This window comes from Bradyrhizobium paxllaeri (assembly GCF_001693515.2).
Classification (GTDB): Bacteria; Pseudomonadota; Alphaproteobacteria; order Rhizobiales; family Xanthobacteraceae; genus Bradyrhizobium; species Bradyrhizobium paxllaeri.
Genome location: NZ_CP042968.1, coordinates 3,610,464 through 3,633,614 on the forward strand (window position 1 = coordinate 3,610,464; position 23,151 = coordinate 3,633,614).

Annotated in this window: 21 protein-coding genes and 1 pseudogene; 6 read left to right on the forward strand and 16 right to left on the reverse strand. The window is 63.7% G+C overall.

The window, feature by feature from the left end; genetic code table 11:
- Positions 1 to 40 precede the first annotated feature (40 nt).
- The 3 genes from LMTR21_RS17015 to LMTR21_RS17025 all read right to left on the reverse strand — a co-directional run bounded on the left by LMTR21_RS17015 (position 41) and on the right by LMTR21_RS17025 (position 4,976).
- On the reverse strand, positions 41 to 601 hold the full coding sequence (locus LMTR21_RS17015; RefSeq protein WP_065753105.1) for an invasion associated locus B family protein: 561 nt from the start codon (positions 599 to 601) through the stop codon (positions 41 to 43).
- 62 nt (positions 602 to 663) lie between these two features.
- Complete coding sequence (locus LMTR21_RS17020; RefSeq protein WP_065753072.1) at positions 664 to 3,807, reverse strand: multidrug efflux RND transporter permease subunit; 3,144 nt, start codon at positions 3,805 to 3,807, stop codon at positions 664 to 666.
- The gene (locus LMTR21_RS17025) at positions 3,804 to 4,976 is read right to left on the reverse strand and encodes an efflux RND transporter periplasmic adaptor subunit (protein WP_065753104.1); all 1,173 of its coding nucleotides are present in this window, start codon (positions 4,974 to 4,976) and stop codon (positions 3,804 to 3,806) included. Before LMTR21_RS17025 ends, LMTR21_RS17020 begins: the two co-directional genes overlap by 4 nt.
- Before the next feature lie 485 nt (positions 4,977 to 5,461).
- Here LMTR21_RS17025 and LMTR21_RS17030 point away from each other — a divergent pair.
- The 4 genes and pseudogenes from LMTR21_RS17030 (at position 5,462) to LMTR21_RS17045 (ending at position 8,269) form a co-directional block, all read left to right on the forward strand.
- A pseudogene (locus LMTR21_RS17030) lies at positions 5,462 to 6,075 on the forward strand (Fe2+-dependent dioxygenase).
- Positions 6,072 to 7,010 carry a tonB-system energizer ExbB gene (gene exbB / locus LMTR21_RS17035; protein WP_065753070.1) on the forward strand — a complete coding sequence of 313 codons (939 nt, stop codon included), beginning with the start codon at positions 6,072 to 6,074 and terminating at the stop codon, positions 7,008 to 7,010. The pseudogene LMTR21_RS17030 and the gene exbB overlap by 4 nt, the downstream one beginning before the upstream one ends.
- 3 nt (positions 7,011 to 7,013) lie before the next feature.
- Positions 7,014 to 7,481, forward strand: a complete 468-nt coding sequence (gene exbD, locus LMTR21_RS17040) for a TonB system transport protein ExbD (RefSeq protein WP_065753069.1) — start codon at positions 7,014 to 7,016, stop codon at positions 7,479 to 7,481.
- The gene (locus LMTR21_RS17045) at positions 7,478 to 8,269 is read left to right on the forward strand and encodes an energy transducer TonB (RefSeq protein ID WP_065753068.1); all 792 of its coding nucleotides are present in this window, start codon (positions 7,478 to 7,480) and stop codon (positions 8,267 to 8,269) included. Before exbD ends, LMTR21_RS17045 begins: the two co-directional genes overlap by 4 nt.
- Here the strand turns inward: LMTR21_RS17045 and LMTR21_RS17050 are convergent.
- Genes LMTR21_RS17050 through LMTR21_RS17075 form a run of 6 tightly spaced genes read right to left on the reverse strand, consistent with a single transcriptional unit; the run spans position 8,266 to position 14,282 of the window.
- Positions 8,266 to 9,717, reverse strand: a complete 1,452-nt coding sequence (locus LMTR21_RS17050) for an aldehyde dehydrogenase (protein WP_065753067.1) — start codon at positions 9,715 to 9,717, stop codon at positions 8,266 to 8,268. The two genes, LMTR21_RS17045 and LMTR21_RS17050, sit on opposite strands and share 4 nt — an antisense overlap.
- A gap of 24 nt (positions 9,718 to 9,741) precedes the next feature.
- Positions 9,742 to 10,476 carry an ABC transporter ATP-binding protein gene (locus LMTR21_RS17055; protein ID WP_065753066.1) on the reverse strand — a complete coding sequence of 245 codons (735 nt, stop codon included), beginning with the start codon at positions 10,474 to 10,476 and terminating at the stop codon, positions 9,742 to 9,744.
- Positions 10,469 to 11,218 carry an ABC transporter ATP-binding protein gene (locus tag LMTR21_RS17060; RefSeq protein WP_065753065.1) on the reverse strand — a complete coding sequence of 250 codons (750 nt, stop codon included), beginning with the start codon at positions 11,216 to 11,218 and terminating at the stop codon, positions 10,469 to 10,471. The genes LMTR21_RS17055 and LMTR21_RS17060 overlap by 8 nt, the downstream gene beginning before the upstream one ends.
- A complete protein-coding gene (locus LMTR21_RS17065) occupies positions 11,215 to 12,159 on the reverse strand; it encodes a branched-chain amino acid ABC transporter permease (protein WP_065753064.1) in 945 nt (314 codons plus the stop codon). Before LMTR21_RS17065 ends, LMTR21_RS17060 begins: the two co-directional genes overlap by 4 nt.
- On the reverse strand, positions 12,156 to 13,025 hold the full coding sequence (locus tag LMTR21_RS17070; protein ID WP_246175652.1) for a branched-chain amino acid ABC transporter permease: 870 nt from the start codon (positions 13,023 to 13,025) through the stop codon (positions 12,156 to 12,158). Before LMTR21_RS17070 ends, LMTR21_RS17065 begins: the two co-directional genes overlap by 4 nt.
- 30 nt (positions 13,026 to 13,055) lie before the next feature.
- Entirely contained in the window at positions 13,056 to 14,282 is a 1,227-nt protein-coding gene (locus LMTR21_RS17075; RefSeq protein WP_065753102.1) for an amino acid ABC transporter substrate-binding protein, read from the reverse strand.
- Positions 14,283 to 14,452: 170 nt separating this feature from the next.
- Between LMTR21_RS17075 and LMTR21_RS17080 the strand changes: the two genes are divergently transcribed.
- A complete protein-coding gene (locus tag LMTR21_RS17080) occupies positions 14,453 to 15,364 on the forward strand; it encodes a helix-turn-helix domain-containing protein (RefSeq protein WP_065753063.1) in 912 nt (303 codons plus the stop codon).
- A gap of 24 nt (positions 15,365 to 15,388) precedes the next feature.
- On the opposite strand, the gene LMTR21_RS17085 is transcribed toward LMTR21_RS17080, so the two are convergent.
- From LMTR21_RS17085 to LMTR21_RS17095, 3 genes are all read right to left on the reverse strand, one after another.
- Entirely contained in the window at positions 15,389 to 15,799 is a 411-nt protein-coding gene (locus LMTR21_RS17085; RefSeq protein ID WP_065753101.1) for a hypothetical protein, read from the reverse strand.
- 61 nt (positions 15,800 to 15,860) lie between these two features.
- Positions 15,861 to 16,541, reverse strand: coding sequence for a site-2 protease family protein (locus tag LMTR21_RS17090; RefSeq protein WP_065753062.1), 681 nt, complete (start codon positions 16,539 to 16,541; stop codon positions 15,861 to 15,863).
- A gap of 10 nt (positions 16,542 to 16,551) precedes the next feature.
- Positions 16,552 to 17,463, reverse strand: coding sequence for a LysR family transcriptional regulator (locus tag LMTR21_RS17095; RefSeq protein ID WP_084030610.1), 912 nt, complete (start codon positions 17,461 to 17,463; stop codon positions 16,552 to 16,554).
- A gap of 91 nt (positions 17,464 to 17,554) precedes the next feature.
- Here LMTR21_RS17095 and LMTR21_RS17100 point away from each other — a divergent pair, with 91 nt between their 5' ends.
- Positions 17,555 to 18,469: a DMT family transporter gene (locus tag LMTR21_RS17100; RefSeq protein ID WP_065753061.1), complete on the forward strand. Its 915-nt coding sequence runs from the start codon at positions 17,555 to 17,557 to the stop codon at positions 18,467 to 18,469.
- On the opposite strand, the gene LMTR21_RS17105 is transcribed toward LMTR21_RS17100, so the two are convergent.
- From LMTR21_RS17105 to gntR, 4 genes are all read right to left on the reverse strand, one after another.
- Positions 18,466 to 19,212: an SDR family NAD(P)-dependent oxidoreductase gene (locus tag LMTR21_RS17105; RefSeq protein ID WP_065753060.1), complete on the reverse strand. Its 747-nt coding sequence runs from the start codon at positions 19,210 to 19,212 to the stop codon at positions 18,466 to 18,468. The genes LMTR21_RS17100 and LMTR21_RS17105 overlap by 4 nt on opposite strands.
- 11 nt (positions 19,213 to 19,223) lie before the next feature.
- Positions 19,224 to 19,958, reverse strand: coding sequence for an SDR family oxidoreductase (locus LMTR21_RS17110; protein WP_065753059.1), 735 nt, complete (start codon positions 19,956 to 19,958; stop codon positions 19,224 to 19,226).
- A gap of 112 nt (positions 19,959 to 20,070) precedes the next feature.
- Positions 20,071 to 21,891, reverse strand: a complete 1,821-nt coding sequence (locus LMTR21_RS17115; protein WP_065753058.1) for an IlvD/Edd family dehydratase — start codon at positions 21,889 to 21,891, stop codon at positions 20,071 to 20,073.
- A 191-nt stretch (positions 21,892 to 22,082) separates the two neighbouring features.
- Entirely contained in the window at positions 22,083 to 23,114 is a 1,032-nt protein-coding gene (gene gntR, locus LMTR21_RS17120) for an HTH-type transcriptional regulator GntR (RefSeq protein WP_065753057.1), read from the reverse strand.
- Positions 23,115 to 23,151: the final 37 nt, after the last annotated feature.

Here is a 23,151-nt window from a genome sequence, read left to right on the forward strand (position 1 = left end):
ATCGCTGCTCGCAATGACGGGGCTAAGACTTGAACTCGCCTTACTTGATCTTGTCATACGCCGCTGCAAAGTCCGCCAGCGGCATCGGGATCGCAATCGTTTCCTTGGCGAGATTCTGAAACGAGACCTTCAACTGCTTGCCGGATTTCAACGCGGTGAGCATCTCGGGCGAAATCTGGAGGTTGGCGTAGCAGCCGCGGGCCTCGCAGGTCTGGATCTGCAGGTCGGACGTCTTGCCGTCATCGACCTGAAGTTTGGCGCCGGCCGGCAGATTGAGCCCAAGCGGTAACTGCACGAGGGCGATCGGCGCGCGCGTGTCGGCGGGCACGCGGACATTGATCAGCACGATGAGCTGCCCGGTCTTGGTCAGAACCGCGGTCTGCTCGATCGCGCATTCCAGCGGCGCGCTGCGGTTGGCGCTGCTGCACCGCGCAATCCAGCCGGGAGGCGCCGGCGCGTTTGCGCCGTCGGCCGTAGCAGCGGCGGGAGGCGGCGCGGCCTGGGCCGTCGCGGGGGCATTTTTGGCTTTGGGCGCCTGGGCGTGGCTTTGTGCGAAAAAGGAGAGCGTTATGACGGCTGCAACCGCAAGCTTTATAGGAATTGTCACTATCCAACTCCGAAATGAACTTCATTCGGATGTGCTGGTTGCAACTTAAAGTCAAGTCATTCGGCCGCCTGCTTGACCGATCCGTGAGTGTCCGAATGCGCATGGTTAGGATTGGACGAACGGCCCCACCGCGCAAACGCGTTGGAAAGCCGGTCGAGATAGAGATAGACCACCGGCGTCGTGAACAGCGTCAGCGCCTGGCTGACCAGCAGCCCGCCGACCATGGCATAGCCCAGCGGCTGGCGGATTTCCGAGCCCGTTCCGGTGCCGAGCATCAGCGGCACGCCGCCGAGCAGCGCCGCCATCGTCGTCATCATGATCGGGCGGAAGCGCAGCAGCGCCGCCTTGCGGATCGCACCTTCAGGCTCCAGGTTCTCGTCGCGCTCGGCCGTGATGGCGAAGTCCACCATCATGATGCCGTTCTTCTTCACGATGCCGATCAGGAGCACGATGCCGATCAATGCGATCAGGCTGAAGTCAAACCCGAACAGCATCAGGATGGCGAGTGCGCCGACGCCTGCTGACGGCAGGGTGGACAAGATCGTGATCGGGTGGATGTAGCTTTCGTAGAGGATGCCGAGGATCAGATAGACCACCACGAGCGCGGCGAGGATCAGCAGCGGCACGGTGCCGAGCGACTGCTGGAACGCCTGCGCGGTGCCCTGGAAGCTCGAATTGAGCGTCGTCGGTGCGCCGAGTTCGACCATCGCCTTCTGCACCGCGTCGGTCGCCTGTCCCAGCGCCACGCCTTGCGCGAGGTTGAAGCTGATCGTGATCGCCGGAAACTGGCCCTGATGGCTGATCGACAATGGCCGCACCGGCACGCTGGTCCAGGTGGCAAAGGTCGACAGCGGCACCTGATCACCCGTGGTGGGTGATTTCACATAGATCTTGTTCAGCGTGTCGAGGCTGCCCTGTAGCTCCGGCAGCACTTCCAGCACCACCTTGTAGGTGTTGAGCTGGGTGAAATACTGCGTCACCTGGCGTTGGCCGAACGCATCATAAAGGGTGTCGTCGATCAGTTGCGGCTGGATGCCATAGCGTGCGGCGGTATCGCGGTTGATCTTCAACTCCAGCGTGGTGCCGTTGGTCTGCTGGTCGGTGGCGACGTCGCGCAGTTCGGGCAGGGTCTGCATCTTTGCCAGGATCTTTGGCGCCCATTCGTTCAACTCGGCCAAATCGGCGTCCTGCAGCGTGAACTCGAACTGGGTGCGCGTCGGCCGGCCGCCGAGCCGCACGTCCTGCGCCGCCTGCATATAGAGGCGGGCGCCCTCGACCTTCTCCAGCTGCGGACGCAGGCGCGCGATGATCTGCTGCGCGTTCGCCTTGCGCTCGTCGCGCGGCTTCAGCGTGATGTACAGGCTGCCGTTATTGCCGGCCCGGCCGCTGCCGCCGATCGCCATCGCGACAGAGGCCACATCTGGATCGGCCTGCACGATCTTGCCGAGTTCTTCCTGATGCCGCTTCATGTCGGCAAAGGAGATGTCCTGGCTGGCCTCCGAAGTGGCTGTGATCAGGCCGTTGTCCTGCTGCGGAAAGAAGCCTTTTGGGATGATGACGAACAGATAGACTGACAATCCCAAGGTGGCAAAGAAGATCATCAGCGTGGAGAGCTTCCAGCGCAAAGCAAGGTCAAGGCCGCGCTCGTAGACGCGCAGCATCGCGTCGAAGGCGCTTTCGCTCCATTGGTAGAATCGGCCATGCTTGGTTTCGCCGTGCGCGCGCAGGAAGCGCGAGGCCATCATCGGCGTCAACGTCAGCGACACGACCATCGACACGAAGATGGTCATGGCCAGCGTCACCGCGAATTCGCGGAACAGCCGCCCGATGATGCCGCCCATCAGCAATAGCGGGATCAGCACCGCGACCAGCGAGATGCTGATCGAGACGATGGTGAAGCCGATTTCGCGGGCGCCCTTGAACGCGGCGGCGAGCGGCTTTTCGCCTTCCTCGATATAGCGCGTGATGTTTTCCAGCATCACGATGGCGTCGTCGACCACGAAGCCGACGGCGATGGTAAGCGCCATCAGCGACAGATTGTCGAGCGTATAGCCGAACACCCACATCAGCGCGCAGGCGCCGAGCAGCGCCAATGGAACCGTCACCGTCGGGATCACGGTGGCCCAGAAGCTGCGCAGGAAGACGAAGATCACCATGACGACCAGCGCAATCGTCAGCAGCAGGGTGAACTGCACGTCCTCCACCGCGGCGCGGATGGTCTGGGTGCGGTCGCTGATGACCTCGATCTTGATCGCCGGCGGAATGGCACCGACCAGCCGGGGCAGCGTCGCCTTGATCTTGTCGACGGTCTCGATGACGTTGGCGCCGGGCTGCTTGAAGATCACCAGGAATACGCCGCGCTTGCCGTTGGCCCAAGCCGCCTGCTTGGCGTCTTCGGGGCCGGTGACGGCCTGGCCGATATCGCGGATCCGCAACGGGCCGCCATTGCGATAGGCAATGATGACGTCGTTCCAGTCCTTCGAGTTCGGCAATTGGTCGTTGGCGTATATGGTGTAGGCGCGGTGTTCGCCATCGATATTGCCCTTGGGGCTGTCGACGGTCGTGATCGCGATCTGGCTGCGGACGTCTTCCAGCGACAGTCCCTTGGCCACGAGTTTCGCCGGGTCGATCTGGATGCGGATCGCCGGTTTCTGCTGTCCGCCGATGATGACCTGCGCGACGCCGGAAATCTGGCTGATCTGCTGCGCAAGCTGGGCGTCGACGGCATCGCTCACGGTCGTCAGCGGCAGCGTGTCCGATGTTGCCGACAGCAGGAGGATCGGCGAGTCCGCCGGGTTGACCTTGCGATAGGTCGGCGGCGAGGGCAGGCTCTTCGGTAGCTGGCCGCTGGCAGCGTTGATCGCGGCCTGCACGTCGTTGGCAGCGGCGTCGATCTGCCGGTTCAGATCGAACTGGATCGTGATCGCTGCCGTGCCGAGATAGCTGGTCGAAGTCATCTGCGCGACGCCGGGAATCTGTGCGAGCTGACGCTCCAGCGGTTGCGCCACCGATGAGGCCATGGTTTCCGGACTGCCGCCGGGTAGCGACGCGGAAACCTGGATGGTCGGAAAATCGACCTGCGGCAGCGGCGCGACCGGCAGCAGCGGATAGGCGACCAGGCCGACGAACAGGATCCCGGCCATCATCAGCGACGTGCCGATGGGATAGCGGATGAAGGGCGCGGAGATTCCCTCGCTCATTCGTCGGTCGTCCTGGCCTGAGCCTGATCCGAGCTGGCGACCGCCGTCGTCACCAGCGTGCCCGGCTGAACCTTGAACTGGCCCGCCGTGATCACCTGCTCGCCGGGCGCTAGCCCCTCATCGACCACGGAGCGGCCATCGATCGAGCGCGTCACCTTGATCTTGCGGAGTTCGGCCTTGTTATCCTTGTTGACCAGATAGGCGTAAAGGCCGTTGGGGCCATGCTGAACGGCGTCGTCGGGAATCACGGTCGCGTCCTTCAACGTCGCAATGAGCAGACGGGTCGAAACCGACTGGCCCGGCCACAGCGCGTGATCCTTGTTGTCGAACACGGCCTTGAGGCGAACGGTGCCGCTCGACGTGTCGACCTGGTTGTTGATCAGGGAAAGCGTGCCGGTGGAGAGCACGCGTTTGCCGTCGGTGGAGAGCGCGATCGTCTTGGGAGGGGAAGCGGCGAGCGCCGCCTTGATATCCGGCAGTTGCTCTTCGGGTGCAGTGAAGATCACGGCGATCGGCTCGATCTGGACGATGGTCACGATGCCGGTTTGCGTCGCGGCATTGACGATGTTGCCGACGTCGACCTGGCGCAGCCCGACGACGCCGGAGATCGGCGCCTTGACGGTGGCGTAATCGAGCTGGGTCTGCGCGGTTTCGATCATCGCCGCGTCAGCCTGAATCTGCGCCGTGAGCTGCGCGACGGTGGAGCGCTGCGTATCGGTCTGCTGCCGGGTCGCGAATTCGCCGAGCTTGGTATAGCGCTGCAGGTCGAGGCTGGCATTGGCGAGGTTGGCTTCGTCCTGCGCCTTCTTGGCCTTGGCCTGATCGAGCGCAGACTGGAAAGGTCGTGGGTCGATCTCGACCAGCGTGTCGCCTTCCTTGACGACCTGGCCTTCCTGGAAGGCGATCCGGTTGATCTGGCCGTCGACGCGGGTACGGACGACGACGGTGTTGAAGCCTTGCACGGTGCCGAGGCCGGTCAGGTAGACCGGAAAATCGGCTTTTTCGACCGTGGCAATCCGCACCGGAACGGCGGCACGGGCGGGCGCGGCCTTCTGCGCTTCAGCTTGCGCCGGATGATCCCCGCTCAGGTATCGCTGCCAGCCCAGATAGCCCAACGCCGCGATCGCTACGATCAGCAAAGCCCAACGGTTGGTGCGCGACCTCGACATGATCATGGATTTCCGGAAGTTCCCCAATTCCTCCGATATAACGTTCGCGTGCTCAGCCTGTACAAACACTAAGGCTTGAGAATCCTAAACAATTGGAAAGGTTGGCCGTCGCGATGGGCGGCTCGCTGCCGTCGCCATTCTGTTGCGAGCTCCGGGCGTGAGTGCGCGCAGATGGGACTGATTGCGCGCGTCGCCGTCGTGCAGCCGCCGGCACGGTTTGATTGACGAAAGCTGGACGAACAACCAGTGCCTGACTGCCAGGATTTCCCGGCATTCTTTAGAACGCTTGTAAGGGAGGTTAACAGGAACCGGAACGCAAAACGGTTGGTCGCCAAACCTGACAAGCGAGCTCGGCTACGATGCGCTCTGATTGGGGCGCGACGCCGTTCGTGTTCGTGGCACCTGGATGCAGCGTGAGCATGGTGCTCTCGGCACGGTTCTAGACAAATTCTAAGGGACGGCTGCAATGCTGGTCCGCATCGCCAATGTACCGCGCGACCGGTGTGGCGGACCTCCGCCGCATCATGTCGCGGCCCGAGCGGAAGATGGCCGCTCCACCGCAGGCGCGGTGCGCGGTATGCTCGGCCGTTGCGTGCTTTCGACGCTGACCGCCAGTCCAGAATTCATCTCGGCGGCGACCCTGCTGCAGATCGTTCCGCCGCTGTTTAACCGCTACGCGGCCTTAGACGGCCACCAATTCGGCCTTCATGTAGACAATGCGGTGAGGGGAGATTGCCTTACGGGATTGCAGATCCGGAGCCACCTTTCGGTGACGCTGTGCTCGTCGGAACCGGACGAATACGACGGTAGCGAAGTGATAGTGGAGGACCTCTATGACTCACATGAGATCAAGTTCGGGGCCGGGGACCTCGTGCATTATCCTGCGTCTAGGTCGCATCTGGTCACGCCGGTCGCACGAGGTATGCGTGTTGCGTCTTTTTTCTGGCTGCAGAGCGTGGTACGGGATGGCCACGCCCGCAGCCTCGTCTTCGATCTCGTTACCGCGATCCAGGCCCTGGTAGAGCGGCTCGGGCGAGACGACCCTGAAACGGTCAAATTGACCAATCGCAACCTGATCCGCTGCTGGGCCGAAGTATGAAGAACATGACTCTTTCTCGCGTGACGACGTTGGTGATGATCTCGGCGCTGGCGATGCTGTCGCTGACGGCGCCGTTATCCGCCCAGCAGGGCATGGCCCCTGCGGCTCAGGCATCGCCCGCCGTAACGCAATCGCAGCCACCGGCCGCGCTGCCCCAGGCAGCGGCTGCACCGGCTGCGCCTTCGGACGCAGCTGCGACGCAGGCAGAGCGTGAGGGTAAGCTGAAGGCGGCGGCCGCAGAGCTCAAGGAATTGTCGCCGTGGTCGATGTTCAAGTCGGCCGACGTGGTGGTCAAGGCGGTCATGATCGGTCTCGCCTTTGCTTCGCTGGTGACCTGGACGATCTTCATCGCCAAGATGCTTGAGCTGACTGTGGTTCAGCGCAAGGTGCGCTCGGCGCTGGCCAAGATCGCGGACGCGCGGTCGCTGGCGGAAGCGCAATTCGCGCTCGGCGCCAAGGGCAGCGTGCTGGCGTCCTTCCTGGCGGCGGCCATGCGCGAGGCGCGGCTGTCGGCGGGCATCTCGAGCGATGCCGGCATCAAGGAGCGCGCCGCATCGAGCTTTGCGGAAATCGTGCGCGCTGAAGCGCGGCGTATCCGGCTCGGCATGGGCCTGCTCGCGACCATCGGTGCGACATCGCCCTTCGTTGGTCTGTTCGGCACGGTCTGGGGCATCATGAACAGCTTCATCGGCATTTCGAAATCGCAGACCACGAACCTTGCCGTGGTGGCGCCCGGCATCGCCGAGGCGCTGCTCGCGACTGCCATCGGTCTGGTCGCGGCGATTCCCGCCGTCATCATCTACAATCACTTTTCGCGCGTGACCAAGGGCTACATGGAGCTGGTCAGCCGGGCATCGGGCGCCGCGGCGCGGCTGTTGTCGCGCGATCTCGACCGTACCCATGTCACCTCGCATTCCCGTACGGCAGCGGAGTAGGCGATGGGCGCCTCGATCGCAGAACATGACTACGATGACGACAGCGATTTCGCGGAATCGCATGAGATCAACGTCACGCCGTTCATCGACGTCATTCTCGTTCTCCTGATCATCTTCATGGTCGCGGCGCCGCTCTCGACCGTCGATCTGCCGATTGATCTGCCGACATCGACCGCGACCCCGCAGAAGAAACCGGACAAGCCGACTTACGTCAGCATCAAGCCGGACCTCTCGGTTGCGATCGGGGAGGACATGGTCAAGCGCGTCGATCTGGTGCGTTCGCTCGATGCGATGCCGGACGCCAGCAAGGAGCGTTACATCTTCCTGCGTGCCGACCGCGCCGTGCCCTATGGCGAGTTGATGGATGTGCTCGAAATCCTGCGCGCCGGCGGCTATTCCAAGCTCAAGCTGGTGGCGCTCGAAGGCGTTCCCGAAGCAGCGGCGGCGCAAGCGGCGCCGGCAAAACCTTGACCGGGCTCGACGACCAAAAACCCTCCCGGCGGCTCTGGATTTCAGCCGCGGTGATCGCGCTCGCGCTTCACGTTGGCGGTGCCGCGCTCGCGATCGCGCATTTGCAGACCGAAGAATCCGATGACGCCCTCGGCGCAACGGCGATCGAGGTCGGGCTCGAAATGGCCGCCGTGCGCCGCGAGGTGACGGACTTGCCGCCGGGCCCGGATACCGAGGCATCCGCGGCGTCGCCGCAGCTCAACGAGCAGCAGGCCGAGGTGAAGGAAACCGATCTGCCGCAGGACAAGCCGACCGAGCCTGAAGAGGCCGATCGGGTGGTCACGGAGACCGAGTCCAAGAAGCCGAAAGAGGACGACCCGAAGGTCGCGGCGGTGCAGACGCAGGCGTCCACCGAGTCGATTGCCTCCGAAGCCACCGCAACGCCGAGTTCCGAGGAAATGCCGGAAGGGCAGCGTTCGGTCGCCCCGGTGATTGGCACTGGCGAGAGCGCGCGGCGTGCGCGCGTGACCTGGCAAAAGGAGCTGGTCGCGCATCTCGACAAGCACAAGCGCTATCCGAAGGAGCGGCAGCAGAAATCCGCCGAGATCCAGATTCGCTTCACGCTCGACCGCATGGGCCACGTGCTCTCGACCGAGATCGAAAAGGGCTCGGGCGATCCGGCCTTCGACGAGGCGGCGCTGGCGATGGTGCGGCGCTCCGATCCGGTGCCGATGCCGCCGCCTGTCGTCGCCGACGAAGGCCTGAGCTTCACCTTGCCCGTGATCTTCCGCGTCAAGACCAAGAGTTAGATCGGGTAATGCTGCGGTCCGGTCTCGATCGTGATCCAGCGCAATTCGGTGAATTCGGCGATGCCGGCCTTGCCGCCGAAGCGGCCATAGCCTGACGCCTTGACGCCGCCGAACGGCATCTGCGCCTCGTCGTGAACGGTTGGGCCGTTGACGTGGCAGATGCCGGAATCGATCCGCTTGGCGACTTCGAACGCGCGGGCGATGTCGCGGCCGAACACGGCCGCCGACAGGCCATACTCGGTGTCATTGGCGACGCGAACGGCTTCGTCCACGCCGTTGACGCGCACGACGGAGACCACCGGGCCGAACGATTCCTCGCCATAGATCCGCATCGACGAGTTGACGCCGTCGATCACGGTCGCCGACATCAGCGTGCCCTCGCTGCGTCCGCCTGCAACCACCTTGGCGCCCTTGCTGACGGCGTCGTTGATCAGGGTCTGGATGCGCGCCGCGGCATCGGTGCCGATCAGCGATCCCAGCGGCGCATTGCCCTTGCGGGGATCGCCGGCGACCAGCGATCCGGCTTTCGCCGCGAGTTTTGTGACGAACGCGTCGGCAATCTTCTCGTCGACGACGAGGCGTTCGGTCGACATGCAGATCTGGCCCTGATTCATGAAAGCGCCGAAGGCTGCGGCGGCTACGGCGGCATCGATGTCGGCATCGTCGAGCACGATCATCGGCGCCTTGCCGCCGAGTTCGAGCAATGCGGGTTTGAGATACTTCGCCGCCACCTGTGCGATGATGCGGCCGACGCGGGTCGAGCCGGTGAAATTGACGCGCCGCACGGCGGGATGGCCGATCAGCATTTCGATCAGGGCAGGGGCATCCTCCGGCGCGTTGGTGATGACGTTGAGCACGCCGGGCGGCAGGCCGGCGTCGTGCAGGCATTCGGCGATCAGCCGGTGGGTGCCCGGGCAGATTTCGGAGGCCTTCAGCACCGCGGTGTTGCCGCAGGCCAGCGGCAGCGCAATGGCGCGCACGCCGAGAATAACGGGCGCGTTCCACGGCGCCATGCTCAGCACCACGCCGGCGGGCTGGCGCACGGCCATCGCGATGCAGCCCGGCTTGTCCGAGGGGATGACCTCGCCCGAAATCTGCGTGGTCATCGCGGCGGCCTCACGCAGCATGCCGGCGGCAAGGTGGACGTTGAAGCCGGCCCAGCCGGCGGTCGCGCCGGTTTCCGCGGCCATCAGCTCGATGAACTGCGGGGTCTTCGACGCCAGGAGATCGGCAGCCTTCAGCAGGATCGCGCGCCTTGCATTCGGGCCAGTGGCGGACCATGCGGGGAAGGCGGCTGCGGCCGTGTCGGCCGCGCGCTTCGCATCCGCGATCTGGGCGGCGGCGGCGCGGCTTGCGAGATCACCGGTGACGGGGTTCAGGCGATCGAACGTTGCGCCGTTCGATGCGGGCACATCCTTGCTTTCGAGCAGCAGCGAAATTTCATACATGGCTTTCTCTCCTCAGGCAGGGCGTTACGACGATGATGCGGTGGCCGGCGGCACGCCACCGAGATAGGCGCGCTGGACGGCGGGATCGGATTTCAATTGATCGGCGCTGCCGTGGCCGACGATGATGCCGTTTTCGAGCACATAGCCGCGGTCGGCGATCCGCAGGCTCTCCTGCGCGTTCTGCTCGACGAGCAGCAATCCGACGCCGGCCTCGCGCACCCGATGCAAGGTGGCGAACAGTTCCTGCACCATGGCAGGCGACAGCCCGAGCGAGGGCTCGTCGAGCAGCAGAATATCCGGATTGGACATCAGCGCGCGGCCGATCGCGAGCATCTGCTGTTCGCCGCCGCTCATGGTGCGCGCGATCTGGGCGGCGCGTTCGCGCAGGCGCGGAAACAGCGAAAACACCTGCTCGCGCCGCGCCGCTTCGCCGTCGCGGGCGCGCTTCGGGTTGGCGCCGAGCAGGAGGTTTTCCTTCACCGTGAGATCGCCGAAGATGCCGCGGCCCTCGGGCACCAGCGCCAGTCCGCTTTCGACGATGTCGTGTGCGGGAAGCACGGAAATGTCACGGCCGCCGAGGCTCACCTGCTTGCCGGGCAGCGTACGCACGACGCCTGCAATGGCTTTCAGGAGCGATGTTTTACCAGCGCCATTGGCGCCGAGGATGGTGACGATCTCGCCACGGCCGACATTGAGCGCGACGCCGTCGAGGGCGCGGTGCAGGCCATAGGCGAGGCTGAGATTCTTGACCTCAAGCATCGGCGGCCACCCCGCCGAGATAGGCCTTCACGACCGCCGCATCGCTCAGCACGTCCGCGGTCGCGCCTTCCGCGATCTTGCGGCCGCTGCTCATCACGATGCAGCGGTCGCACAGGGCGCGCACCGCGGTCATCACATGCTCGACCAGCACGATGGTGATCCCGTCCGCCTTCAACGACCGGATCAGGTCGATGCCGATCGCAAGCTCAGATGGGTTGAGGCCGGCGAGCCATTCGTCGAGCAGCAACAGCCGCGGCCTTGCGGCGAGAGCGCGGGCAAGCTCCAGGCGCTTTCGGTCGATATAGGTGAGGTCGGCCGCGGGCCGCCGGCCGTGTCCAGCGAGGCCGACGCGGTCGAGGAGCGTGTCGATCCGAAGCTCGGCTTCGGTGACGGACAGATGCGGCCTCTGGAAAGCAAGTCCCGCCTTGATGTTCTCCCGGCAGTCCATGCCGTCGAGCACGCGGACGAGCTGGAATGTCCGCGCCAGGCCGAGCCGTGCGATCCGATACGACGCCAGGCCCGCGATATTCTGGCCTATCAGGCGGATGGTGCCGGCATCGGGACGCAAGACGCCCGAGATCAAATTGAGCGCCGTCGTCTTGCCCGATCCGTTGGGGCCGAGAAGGCCCATGATTTCGCCTTGCCCCACCACAAAGCCGAGATCGTTCACCGCAACCAACCCGCCGAACGCGCGCCGCAGGCCTTCAACTTCGAGCACACGTGTTGCGGTGTCCTGGTTCATGCGGCCACCCGCTGCGTGGTTTTGCCGCTCGTCCTCGTCGACAGCTTTTCGAACAGTCCTGCGACGCCTCGCGGCAGCATGTAGACGATCAACAGGAAGACGCAGCCGAGGATGATCGTGAACGTATTGGGAAAGCGCGCGCTCAGGAGCTCGAACAGCAGCGTCAGCGGCACGGCGCCGAGCACCGGACCCCACAGCCGGTGAGCGCCGCCGAGCAGCGCCATGATCAGCACCTGAAACGAGATCATCGAATTGAAGGCGATCGACGGCTCGATATAGGTCCAGCGCGGCGCCATGATCGCGCCGACCAGCGTCATGACGGTAGCGCTGATCGTGAACAGGGCGACCTTGGCGAAGGTGGTATTGATCCCGCAATGCTTTGCCACCGTCTCGTCCTCGCCAATCACCCGCAGCGCAAAGCCGAGACGCGAACGCGCGATCAGCCAGCCCAGCAGGAATACGGCTGCGGTCAGCGCCAGCAATTGCCAGTAAATGTCGGCCTGCGTGATGTTGACGAAGACGTAGCGCCCGAGCACGCGCGATTTGTTGACCTCGAACCAGACCACGAGCTGGCGGATCAGTTCGGTGAGACCAAAGGTGAAGATGACGAAGTAGACGCCGCTGAGGCGCAGCGTCGACAGCCCGACGATAGCAGCCACGATGGCGCCGAGCGCCGCGGCGGTCAGCAGCACCAGCGGCCAGGGCAGGATCTCGCCGAGCACGGCAACGGTATAGGCGCCGACGCCGAAGAAAGCGGTCGTTGCCAGCGAGACATAGCGCGTGGGACCTGAGAACAGGCCCCAGGCCGTCGCCAGCACGGTGTATTGCAGCAGGCTAATGGCGAGCGCCAGATAGTAGGCGTTGCCGAGACGCGGCACGAGCGCGAGCAGCGCAAGCGCCGCGAGCGCGAGGGCACTGAAGCCGGCGATACGCGCGCTCATCGTGTGGCCCTGCCAAACAGGCCGGCCGGCTTCACCAGCAGCACGGCGAGAAACAGCGCGAAATTCACCGCGAGCGTAAGTCCGGGATCGACATAGGACGCCACCAGCGCCTCGCTGAGGCCAAGCGCCAGCCCCGCGACCAGGCAGCCCAGCATGTTGCCGACGCCGCCCATCACCACGACGATCAGGGCCTTCATGGTGAAGACCACGCCTGATGACGCACTGAAAGTGAGGAAGGTGCTGACCAGCACGCCGGCTGCGGCGACCAATGCTCCGCCGAGCGCAAAAGTCAGCGCAGAGGCCTGCGGTACATTGATGGCGACGAGCTGGGCCGCGAAGGGATCGACGGCGACCGCGCGCACCGCCGTGCCGGCGCGGGTGCGCGTCAGCGCGGCATAAAGCGCCAGCCCGAGCAGGATGGTGATGCCGAGCGCGGTGAGGCGGTTGGCGGCGACTGTCTCGCCGAGAAACTGCACCGGGAAGGCCAGGAACGAATAGCTGTAATAGGCCCCGCCGAACAGCGCGAGCATCGAGCCCTGAATGACGAAGGTGAGGCCGAAGGTTGCGAGAATGCTGTCGACCTCGAGCGCATCGCGGTTCGGCGCGCGGCGCACCAGCGGGGTCAGCAGTAGCTTGTAGATCGCGAAATTCAAGGCGAAGGCGAGGGGCACGACCAGCGCCAGTCCGACGAAGGGGCTGACGGCCCAGCCCGTGAACAGCCAGTGCGATGCAAAGGCGGCGGCGATCAGGAACTCGCCGTAGGAAAGGTTCATGATGCGCGCAACGCCGTACTGGAGCGTGAGCCCCATGGCGATGAGCGCATACATGCCGCCCAGCATCAGGCCGGTCAGAATGGCGTTGGTCATGGTTTAGCCGGCCGTATCTCTGTCTTGACGTTACGGCGCGACCCACGCCGGCTTCGGCACGATCGCTTTGCGCGCGCCTTCGTTGCCGGCCGGTGCGATGCCGTAGAACTCGCCATCCTGCCACTGGCCGACCCACCAGTAGCGCGTCGGCATGTTGTTCTCGAGCTTGACCTTGCCGATCACGGTATCGAACATGCCCGTCTGCAGGTCCTTGATCACGGCGGCGCGGTCGACCTTGCCGACGCGTTCGATGGCCTGCTGCAGCATCTGCAGGCTGGCATAGGTCACCGCACTCGCCCAGCGGTCCGGCTCGGCGCCGTTGGCGGCGGAGGCCTTGTGGCGGGCGAGGTAATCCTTGATCGCCGGGCTGTCGCCGCTCCAGCCGCCGATGCCCATCACGCCCTCAGTATTCTTGCCGAACTTTTGCTTGTAGAGCGGGAAGGCGGTGCCGACGCCGGTGTAGAAAACTTTTGGATTTAGGCCTGCGATACGCGATTGCTCGGTCAGCGCCAGCGTATCCGGCGGATAGCTGAAGGCGATGAAGACGTCGGGATTGAGCGCCTTGATCTCGTTGACGATCGGCGCAAGGTCCTGCGTGCCGATCGGATAGGTCTTGTCGTAGGCGAGCTTGAACTTCGCGTTGGTGAGTGCCGGCCGCGCCGCGCCGGACAGATCGATGCCAAACCCGTCGGCGATGCTGACCATCGCCACGGTGTCGCCGATCTTCTTTTCATCGCGCAGTTTGTTCAGGAGTTCGACCAGCGATTTCGCGGCGTCCGCTGATGTGCCGAGCAGCCAGAAGCTGTTGGGCCAGCGCTTGGCGAGTTCCGGCGCGCGGTCGGTCACGGCTGTGGCGGCGAGGTGCGGATAGCCTTCGCGGTTGAGCGTCGGACCGACCGCGAGGTTGAGGCCGGTGCCCCATGGCGGCAGGATGAAATCGACCTTGTCCTGGTTGATCAGCCGTTCCAGCGCGCGCACTGCCTCTTCGGCGTTGGAGCGGTCGTCATATTGCACCACCTCGATCGGGACGCGCTTGTCGCCGAGTTTGATGCCACCGGCGGCATTCACTTCCTTTACCCACAATTCGTAGTTGGGAATCGTGGTGACGGCGGCGCCGCCGGTATTCGGACCGGTGCGCGAGATCGCGTAGCCGATCTTGATCGAGGTCTGGGCTTCGGCAATGGCGGTCAGGCCGATGGTGGCGGCGCAGGTCGCGGCGGCCAGCAGTGCGGCACGCCGCGTCAAACTTGTCGTCATGTTCTCCTCCCGGGATGGTTCGACCGGCGCCATTGAACTGGCGCTCATGATCGTGCTGACGTTAGGGGAGGTCCCGGGAGGCTTGGAATTGGACGAAGCCGGGGAAAGATTGTACTTTTCTGGCAAACGCCCCGGTTTACTGGCGGCGGATTGTCTCAGGAGGGGCGGGCATGGCGGCATCACCAGCACTGAACGGACTGCCGGTCGGCATTGCGCTGGCGGTGCGTGCGGAGGCATTTTCGGCTGATCTGGCGGCACGGTCATGGGTGATCCGCCAGAAGTCTGAACGGCGGGCGCATCTGTTGCTGCTGCAATCGGACCGCGGCCGCGCGTCATGGCATGGGACCAGTGTTGCGCTGGAAGCGCCAGCGCTGCTCTGGCTGCCGGGCAGCACCGACGCGACGATCGAAGTGGGCCCCGGCGCGGACGGCTTCCTGCTATCGGTCGACGACGATTTCCTGATCAAGATTATCGCCGGCACCGCCGAGGCGCTGCATCTGCGCAGGACCACCGAGCGCGTTGCGCTGATATCAGGCGAAGCGCTTCCACCCTCTCTCGATACGGTCGCCGAATCCTGCCGGGCCATCGTGGCTGAGCTGCGTGCGCCCGGCGTTGGCGGCGCGACGCTGATCTCCTCGCATTTGCTTCTGCTGTGTCTGCAGCTTTGGCGGCTCAGCGCCTCGCATGACGAGCGCCACGAGGTTGCGGCGCGCGGTGGCGGTCCGGCGCTGGTCGGCAATTTCCTGCAGATGGTCGAACTGCATTACCGCGACGGCTGGCCGGTGGCGCGCTATGCGAACGCGCTCGGCGTCACGTCCGACAAGCTGCATGCGCATTGCCAGCGTGAGAAGAGCTGCGGCCCGCGCGCGATCATCCACGAGCGCCTGGTCCGTGAAGCCTGCACGCGGCTGCAACAGCTCGATCTTCCCGTCGAGCAGATCGGATACGGATTGGGTTTTCGCGATCCCGCCTATTTCAACCGCTTCTTCCGCAAGTACCGCGGCGCATCACCGGGCAACTATCGCCGGCAGATCAGACTGGAGCACGCACGCAGCGGTCCGTCCTACGCGGCGTGGCCATGAGTACGATGGTTCGAAGCGGCTGTGTCAGCGCCAGTACAGGCGGATGCTGACATAGACAATGGCGAGACACGCAAAGATCAGCGCCACCGGAAGCCGTGGTTTGGTCTGAGGTCCCGATGCGGCAGGCTTGGGCCGCGGCGGCGGCCGTCGGAACGCGGTGACGTTGCCGGCATCCTTGGCCGGCTCGCTCGCGCGCGAAGGAATCTCGGGTGGCGTTCCGGAGCCGCCCATCTCGGCATAATAGCTCTTGTACATGAGCTGGATGGTGGCCTCGGATGCGTCCGCTTCCGTCATCCTCGCCAGCAATTGCCGGTAGCCCTCAAGAAAGCTTTGCGCTTCGGCGGGCAGGGCGGAGAAGCCGTTAAGCTTGGCCAGCATTTTCCAGGTTGCGAAATCTGCCCTCGCGCGCGTATCGGCGCGCCGTGCAATCAACATGTCCGCAGCTTTTGTCGCCATGGCTGGGGTCGGTTCTTCCCTATCAGCTGTTTTTCGAAGTTTAAGCGTTGCCGGTGATGAAGAGAAGCGCGCTGATCACATATCCGATGAGTGTCCGCAGTATCGCCGAAATAACATCAAGATTTAGGCCGAGTTGCGCGCCGACGACCGGGAGCACGATTAAAAGACCGAGCAGGATCAACATCCCGTACGGTTCCAGCCGCGACAGCGGGTAAGCGAGCACCCGCGGCAGCAACCCGACGGCGACCCGGCCGCCATCCAGCGGCGGGATCGGCATCATGTTGAAGATCGCCAGCACGATATTGATCAGGAACGTATTTTTGAGGTTGTCCGCAGTCCATTTGGCAGCATCGGAAGGTACCAGGGGCAGGGCATGGAACGCAAAGGCCGCGATTATCGCCAGGACGATGTTGATGGCAGGGCCCGCCAGCGCCACCCAGACCATGTCGAGCCGCGGATGGTTAAGGTTACGGACATTCACCGGCACCGGCTTGGCATAACCGAACAGAAACGGCGAATGCGACAGCAGAAGCAGGCCCGGAAGAATCACGGTGCCGAAGGGATCGATATGCTTGAGCGGGTTGAAGCTGACTCGGCCGAGCTGTTGGGCCGTATTGTCCCCAAGCCGCCAGGCGACAAACGCGTGGGCGGCCTCATGGAAGGTGATGGCGATGAGGAGGGGGAGGATCCAGACCGAGATTGCGTACAATGAAATGTCCACGAGACACCGCTCAGTTGAAGGCGATCGGGATGGCGTCGCGAGTAGCACGCCTCACCGAAATTTCATCAAGATGGTTTGAGATGGTTGAGCGCAAGTGATCCGCGAGCAGCGTGCCCGCTCGGGACAAATTCGCCGTGCGATGCAGGCAAATGTCTGCAGCCGGTAGTCGCGGCATGCCGTCGCGCTCCGATAGGGGGCGCAGCTTCGGCGGAAATGTGCTGGCTTTTACGACTGTCACTGCTAGTCCCTGCGCCGCAACTGACTCGACGGCTGCAAGGCTGTGACTGACGAAGGCCAGCCGCCACGGCCGCTTCGCGGCGTCCAGCGCCTCCATTGCCCATTTTCGGAACAGGCAGCCCTGCGGATAGAGCGCAAGCGGCAAAGGATTCTGCTGCTCCACGGGGTGAAATGCACCGGTTGCCCAAGCAGCCTGTTCGCGCCGCAGGAACTCACCCTCGCCATGTCCTTCCGGGTGCATGGCAATGACAAGGTCATAGGCCTTGCCGAGGCGCGAGGGCATGAAAGAGGTGAGCCCTATCTCCATCTCGACGTGGACCAGCGGATAGCACGCGGCGAAGCTTGCCAGCACGGGTGGAACGATCAAGGTTCCGTAGTCGTCCATCACGCCCAGCCGCACAACGCCTTCGATCTTGCGTTCCTGCAGCTTGCCGACTGCCTCGTCGTTCAGCGTCAGAATGCGCCGCGCGTATCCGAGCAGGCCTTCGCCGGCGGAGCTCAGATCGACGTTCGCCTTGGTACGGGTGAACAGCTCGACGCCGAGGCGTTCCTCAAGGCGCTTGATCTGCATGCTGACGGCAGATTGCGTCCGGTTAAGTTGAGTAGCCGCGCGCGTGAACGAGCGGCTGTCGGCCACCGCCACGAAAGCCTTCAACAGATCCGGATCGAGGACAGGCGCGCTCATAAATAAACGTTATTTCCTCTATCATAGAAATTCGATTTCTTGATTACTAAACCTTCCCTACGTTCGCCGCAAGCCGGGAGGGGGAGAGTGCATGAGCGAGGCATGGGGCGTGCTGGCGGCGATCCTGTCGAGCGGCCTGGGCGGGACCTCGATCGGGGCGACGCGCTATCTGGTAAATGCGGTTGATCCGTTGGCGATCGGTTCGTTTCGGTTCGGCATCGGATTTCTGATGTTGTTGCCGGCGGCCCTTCTGCAAGGCGTGCATTGGCCGCGCCACTCCGACTGGTTGAACGTTGCCGGCTTGGGCGTTCTGTACTTCGCCCTGTTTCCGATCCTGTTCAATGCGTCTCTGATTTTCACCACCGCGGCGCGCGGCGCCCTTGCTTTGTCGACGCTTCCGCTGCTGACGATGGTCGTGGGAGCGGCGCTCGGCAGCGAGGCCCTTACGATACGCAAATCGATCGGCGTCGTGACCGCAACGCTCGGGGTCGCCCTGGCGCTTCTGTCAGGCCTCGCCGCTGCGCCGCCGGGGGCGTGGCGCGGCGATCTGCTGATGATCGCCGCGGCCCTCTGCATGGCGCTCTACAGTATCTGGTCCAAGCCATTCATCGCTCGTTCCGGACCAATACCCTTCACCACCGTATCCATGGGGGTTGGTGCTGCATGTCTTGTTCTGATCTCGCTCTGGCACGGCAGTTTTGCGCCCGTCGCAGCTTTCGAGGTCCCGCAATGGCTGGCTGCCATCTATCTCGGTGCCTTCGGCAGCGCGCTGACATTTTATCTTTGGGCATTCGCGCTGGAGCGCACAACGCCGACCCGCGTCGCGATCTCGGTCACCGTCAATCCGATCACCGCGTCGCTGGTCGGCGCGGCATTGCTGGATGAACCGCTTCGCTGGAATCTCGTTGGCGGCATCGTGACAGTCTTCGCAGGAATCTGGATCGCGACTACTGCGGGCCGACGTCCTAAACCGGCGACACGATTGTCGCGAGCGCCGATTGACTAGTACGTCGCCCGGCCGCCGGAGATGTCGAACACCGCGCCGGTCGAGAACGCGCAATCCTCGGACGCCAGCCACGCCACCATCGCCGCGAGTTCTTCCACCAGGACGAAACGCGCCTTCGGAATTTTCGACAGCATGAAATCGATGTGCTGCTGCGTGAGCTGGTCGAAGATCGCGGTCTTCGCCGCCGCAGGCGTTACTGCGTTGACCAGAATATCGTGCTGTGCGAGCTCCTTGCCGAGCGACTTGGTCAGCGCGATCAGGCCGGCCTTCGAGGCCGAATAATGCGCCGCGTTGGGATTGCCTTCCTTGCCGGCGATCGAGGCGATGTTGACGATGCGGCCGTACTTCTGCTTGAGCATCGCCGGCACCACGGCCTTGCAGCAGATGAAGGGGCCGTCGAGATTGATGCGCATCACCTTGCGCCATTCGTCGAGATCGGTTTCCCACACGGTGGCGTTGACGCCGGCGATGCCGGCATTGTTGACGAGGATGTCGATCTTGCCGAGCGCCTTCAACGTCTCGTCGCGGGTCTTCTCGACCGCGGCGAGATCCGAGACGTCGACCTTGAACGCCGAGACATCAGGGCCGATTTCCTTCGCGGTCTTTTCTGCAAACGGCAGGTCGTGATCCCAGATCGCGACCTTCGCGCCCGATGCGACAAAGCGCTCTGCGATCGCGCGCCCAAAACCCTGAGCCCCGCCGGTGACGACGGCGCAACGGCCGTTCAGATCGATCTTGTTCATGGGTCTTTCTCCTACAACGTCCAGCCGCCGTCGATGACGTGCGCGACGCCCGTCGTGAATGCACTCTCGTCGCTGGCGAGATAGACGGCGAGCGAGGCGATCTCCTCGGCGGTGCCGAGCCGCCCCATCGGCTGCCGCGCAATGAACATCTCGCGGCCGTTGGGGCCTGCAGCCGCCGCACGATCGAGCATCGAGGGCGTCTCGACGGTGCCGGGGCAGATGCAGTTGCAGCGGATGCCTTTGGTGATGAAGTCCACGGCTACCGACTTGGTGAGCGCCGCAACCGCAGCTTTAGTGGCGCCGTAGACGTAGCGATTGGGTGCAGCCTTCACCACGCCGGCTGCCGAGGAAATGTTGACGATTGTACCTTTGCCATTTTCCAGCATGCCCGGCAGGAACGCGCGGATCGTGCGGTGCATCGACTTGACATTAAGGTCGAACGAAAAATCCCAATCCTCGTCGGAGCAATCCAGCGCCGTGCCGTGGTGCACGAAGCCCGCGGCGTTGAGCAGGATGTCGGTCTTGCCGGCGCGCTTGGCCATGGCGGCGACGGCTGCGCTGTCGCGCACGTCGAGCATCGCCACCTCGGCGATGCCTTCGCTCTTGAGCGCAGCGAGTTTGGCTTCGTCGATATCAGTGGCAAATACGGTTGCGCCTTCACGCGCAAAAGCAACCGCGCAGGCACGGCCGATTCCAACAGCGGCGGCGGTGACAAAAGCGCGCTTGCCCTTCAGGCGATCTGACATTTTTTTCTTCTCCTTGTTTCCTCTTCGTCATTGCGAGGAGCGAAGCGACGAAGCAATCCATGCTTCCTCAACGGAGAAATGGATTGCTTCGCTGCGCTCGCAATGACGGTGGTTAGTGATTATCCCGCGCCACGCCGACCGTGCCGGCAATATTCTGATAGCGCGTGGCGAGCTCCATGCAGGCGCCGGTGGCCTGCTGGCCGACGGTCGAGCGATAGACCTCCTGCCACGGCGTCTGGTTGGCCGGGTAGGGGAAGCCGCCCTTGTCCTTCAGCTCGGCACGACGCTTCTTCAGTTCATCGCTCGTGATCAGGATGTTGGCGTCGCCCTTGTTGAGGTCGATGCGAACCTTGTCGCCGGTCCGCAGGATCGCGAGCCCGCCGTCGGCGGCAGCTTCCGGCGAGGCGTTGAGGATCGAGGGCGAGCCCGACGTGCCGGATTGCCTGCCGTCGCCGATGCAGGGTAGCGAGAGGATGCCGCGTTTGATCAGCGCCGCCGGCGGCTGCATGTTCACGACCTCGGCGCCGCCGGGATAGCCGATCGGCCCGGCGCCGCGAATGAACAGCACGCAGTGCTCGTCGATGTTGAGCGAGGGATCGTCGATCCGGTCGTGATAATCCTCCGGTCCCTCGAACACGATGGCGCGGCCTTCGAACGCATTCGGGTCTTTCGGATTAACCAGATAGCGCTCGCGGAATTCCTTCGAAATCACGCTGGTCTTCATGATCGCGGAATCGAACAGGTTGCCGCGAAGCACCAGGAAGCCGGCATCTTTCACCAGCGGCTTGTCGTAGCTCCAGATCACGTCGCCGTCGGGCTTGGGCGCCTCGCGGCAGTTCTCGCCGATGGTGCGGCCGTTGACCGTAACGGCGTCTTCATGGATCCGCTTCTTCGCCATCAATTCGCGCACCACCGACGGCACGCCACCGGCGCGATGATATTCCTCGCCGAGATAGAAGCCGGCCGGCTGCATGTTCACCAGCAGCGGGATGTCGTGGCCGTGCTTCTGCCAGTCGTCGATCGAGAGTTCGACGCCGATATGCCGCGCCAGCGCGTTGATGTGGATCGGCGCGTTGGTCGAGCCGCCGATCGCCGAGTTCACAGCGATGCAGTTCTCGAACGCCTTGCGAGTCAGGATGTCCGAGGGCTTCAAGTCCTCCCAGACCATCTCGACGATCCGTTTTCCGGTTTCATAGGCGATCTGGCCGCGCTCGCGATAGGGCGCGGGGATCGCCGCGCACCCCGGCAACGACATGCCGAGCGCTTCTGCCAGCGAGTTCATCGTCGAGGCGGTGCCCATCGTGTTGCAATGGCCGACCGACGGCGCCGAGGAAGCCACGATTTCGATGAACTCGTTGTAGTCGATCTCGCCGGCGGCAAGCCGCTCGCGTTGTTTCCAGACGATGGTGCCGGACCCGGTGCGTTCTCCGTTGAACCAGCCGTTCAGCATCGGGCCGCCCGAGAGCACGATCGCGGGCAGATTGACCGTCGCCGCAGCCATCAGGCAAGCCGGCGTGGTTTTGTCGCAGCCGGTGGTCAGCACCACGCCGTCGAGCGGATAGCCGAACAGCACTTCGACCAGGCCGAGATAGGCGAGGTTGCGGTCGAGTGCCGCCGTCGGCCGCTTGCCAGTCTCCTGGATCGGATGCGTCGGAAACTCCATCGCGATACCGCCGGCCGCGCGGATGCCTTCGCGTACCCGGTGCGCCAGTTCGAGATGATGCCGGTTGCACGGCGAGAGGTCGTTGCCGGTCTGGGCGATGCCGATGATCGGCTTGCCGGATTGCAATTCCTCCCGGGTCAGGCCGTAATTGAGATAGCGCTCGAGATAGAGCGCCGTCATGCCCGGATTGTGCGGGTTGTCGAACCACTCGAGGGAGCGCAGCCGGCGACCCTTGCCGTTGGTGGCAGTCTTGTTGTCGTTCTTTTTCATTGGTTCCTCCCGCGCTGCAAACCCGGTGAGCGGTTCAAATCGAGGCAGCGATTGCACAATGCTGAAAATTTCATCTGCTGCAAACGCGCTCGTCCGCGCCAATCGGTTTCAGATAAGTCAATCCTAATTCGCCCCAAAAGGTAGCGCTACCATTTTCGTCATCCGCTGCGACCTTGTGTCTGGCGTTATCGTCACGTGGTTTGCGGCATCGAACTTTCGCGGACCATGAGTTGAAACCCGAGGTCGAGCACGGGCTCTCGCGGCCGGCGGCCTTCGATCGCGTCGATCACCATGGTGACGGCGTGTCTTCCCATTTCATAGCGGTTGGTCCGCACGCTGGTGAGGGAGGGGACCGCGGACGCCATGAACTCCAGGTCGTTGAAGCCGACGATCGCCAGGTCGCGCGGTACTGCGATCTGGCGGCGCTGGCATTCGAACAGCACGCCGAGCGCCAGGTCGTCGTTGACGCAGAATACGGCGTCGATCTCGGCCGCCCGCGTCAGAAGATCGGCGAACAACGTCCCGCCAAGCGTGACGGTCGTCGGCACCGACGTGGTGACGACGAGGTTCGGATCGAACAGGGATGCCGCCTTCATGGCATCACGATACCCTTCGAACCGCCGCTGCACGCGCGGATCCATTCGTGCGCCGAGAAATCCGATGCGGCGGTGTCCTTGCTCCAGGATGTGCGAGATCGCGGCAAAACTGGCATCGTAATGCGAAAAGCCGACCATCATGTCGACCGGGCTGTCGCCGATCTCCATGATTTGCGTGACCGGGCAATTCATCGACTCCAGGATCGTGCGCGATTCCGCGGTCTGATTGATGCCCGTAACGATCAGCCCTGCGGGCTTCTGCGCCCGAAACAGCCGCAGCAGCTTTTCCTCCTGCAGGATGCTGTAGCGCGTGTTGGCAAGCTGAATCGAGTAGCGGCTGCCTTCGGATGAATCGTAGATGCCGCGCAACACATCGGCGAATACGTTGTTGGTGAGGGACGGAATCACGACACCGATGACTTCGGTGCGGTGCGAGGCGAGTGCGCGCGCGGCGAGATTGGGAACGTAACCCAGTTCCTTCACGGCGCTATCGACGCGTTCCCGCTTGCTCTCCGACAGCGCTTCGGGGTTCCTGAAAAAACGCGATGCCGTGATGGGACTGACGCCAGCGAGCTTGGCGACCTCGGTGAGGCGGATTTTGCCAGACTTTGTCTGTTTTCGTCCCATCTTGCGCTCATACCACAACAAATTAGACGTTTGAACA

Excerpts from the sequence above, each read along its gene's own strand:
- LMTR21_RS17020 (WP_065753072.1), bottom strand. The coding sequence starts at position 3,807 with ATGAGCGAGGGAATCTCCGCGCCCTTCATCCGCTATCCCATCGGCACG.
- LMTR21_RS17025 (WP_065753104.1), bottom strand. The coding sequence starts at position 4,976 with ATGTCGAGGTCGCGCACCAACCGTTGGGCTTTGCTGATCGTAGCGATC.
- exbB (WP_065753070.1), top strand. The coding sequence starts at position 6,072 with ATGAAGAACATGACTCTTTCTCGCGTGACGACGTTGGTGATGATCTCG.
- exbD (WP_065753069.1), top strand. The coding sequence starts at position 7,014 with ATGGGCGCCTCGATCGCAGAACATGACTACGATGACGACAGCGATTTC.
- LMTR21_RS17050 (WP_065753067.1), bottom strand. The coding sequence starts at position 9,717 with ATGTATGAAATTTCGCTGCTGCTCGAAAGCAAGGATGTGCCCGCATCG.
- LMTR21_RS17055 (WP_065753066.1), bottom strand. The coding sequence starts at position 10,476 with ATGCTTGAGGTCAAGAATCTCAGCCTCGCCTATGGCCTGCACCGCGCC.
- LMTR21_RS17060 (WP_065753065.1), bottom strand. The coding sequence starts at position 11,218 with ATGAACCAGGACACCGCAACACGTGTGCTCGAAGTTGAAGGCCTGCGG.
- LMTR21_RS17065 (WP_065753064.1), bottom strand. The coding sequence starts at position 12,159 with ATGAGCGCGCGTATCGCCGGCTTCAGTGCCCTCGCGCTCGCGGCGCTT.
- LMTR21_RS17070 (WP_246175652.1), bottom strand. The coding sequence starts at position 13,025 with ATGACCAACGCCATTCTGACCGGCCTGATGCTGGGCGGCATGTATGCG.
- LMTR21_RS17075 (WP_065753102.1), bottom strand. The coding sequence starts at position 14,282 with ATGACGACAAGTTTGACGCGGCGTGCCGCACTGCTGGCCGCCGCGACC.
- LMTR21_RS17080 (WP_065753063.1), top strand. The coding sequence starts at position 14,453 with ATGGCGGCATCACCAGCACTGAACGGACTGCCGGTCGGCATTGCGCTG.
- LMTR21_RS17085 (WP_065753101.1), bottom strand. The coding sequence starts at position 15,799 with ATGTTGATTGCACGGCGCGCCGATACGCGCGCGAGGGCAGATTTCGCA.
- LMTR21_RS17095 (WP_084030610.1), bottom strand. The coding sequence starts at position 17,463 with ATGAGCGCGCCTGTCCTCGATCCGGATCTGTTGAAGGCTTTCGTGGCG.
- LMTR21_RS17100 (WP_065753061.1), top strand. The coding sequence starts at position 17,555 with ATGAGCGAGGCATGGGGCGTGCTGGCGGCGATCCTGTCGAGCGGCCTG.
- LMTR21_RS17105 (WP_065753060.1), bottom strand. The coding sequence starts at position 19,212 with ATGAACAAGATCGATCTGAACGGCCGTTGCGCCGTCGTCACCGGCGGG.
- LMTR21_RS17110 (WP_065753059.1), bottom strand. The coding sequence starts at position 19,958 with ATGTCAGATCGCCTGAAGGGCAAGCGCGCTTTTGTCACCGCCGCCGCT.
- LMTR21_RS17115 (WP_065753058.1), bottom strand. The coding sequence starts at position 21,891 with ATGAAAAAGAACGACAACAAGACTGCCACCAACGGCAAGGGTCGCCGG.
- gntR (WP_065753057.1), bottom strand. The coding sequence starts at position 23,114 with ATGGGACGAAAACAGACAAAGTCTGGCAAAATCCGCCTCACCGAGGTC.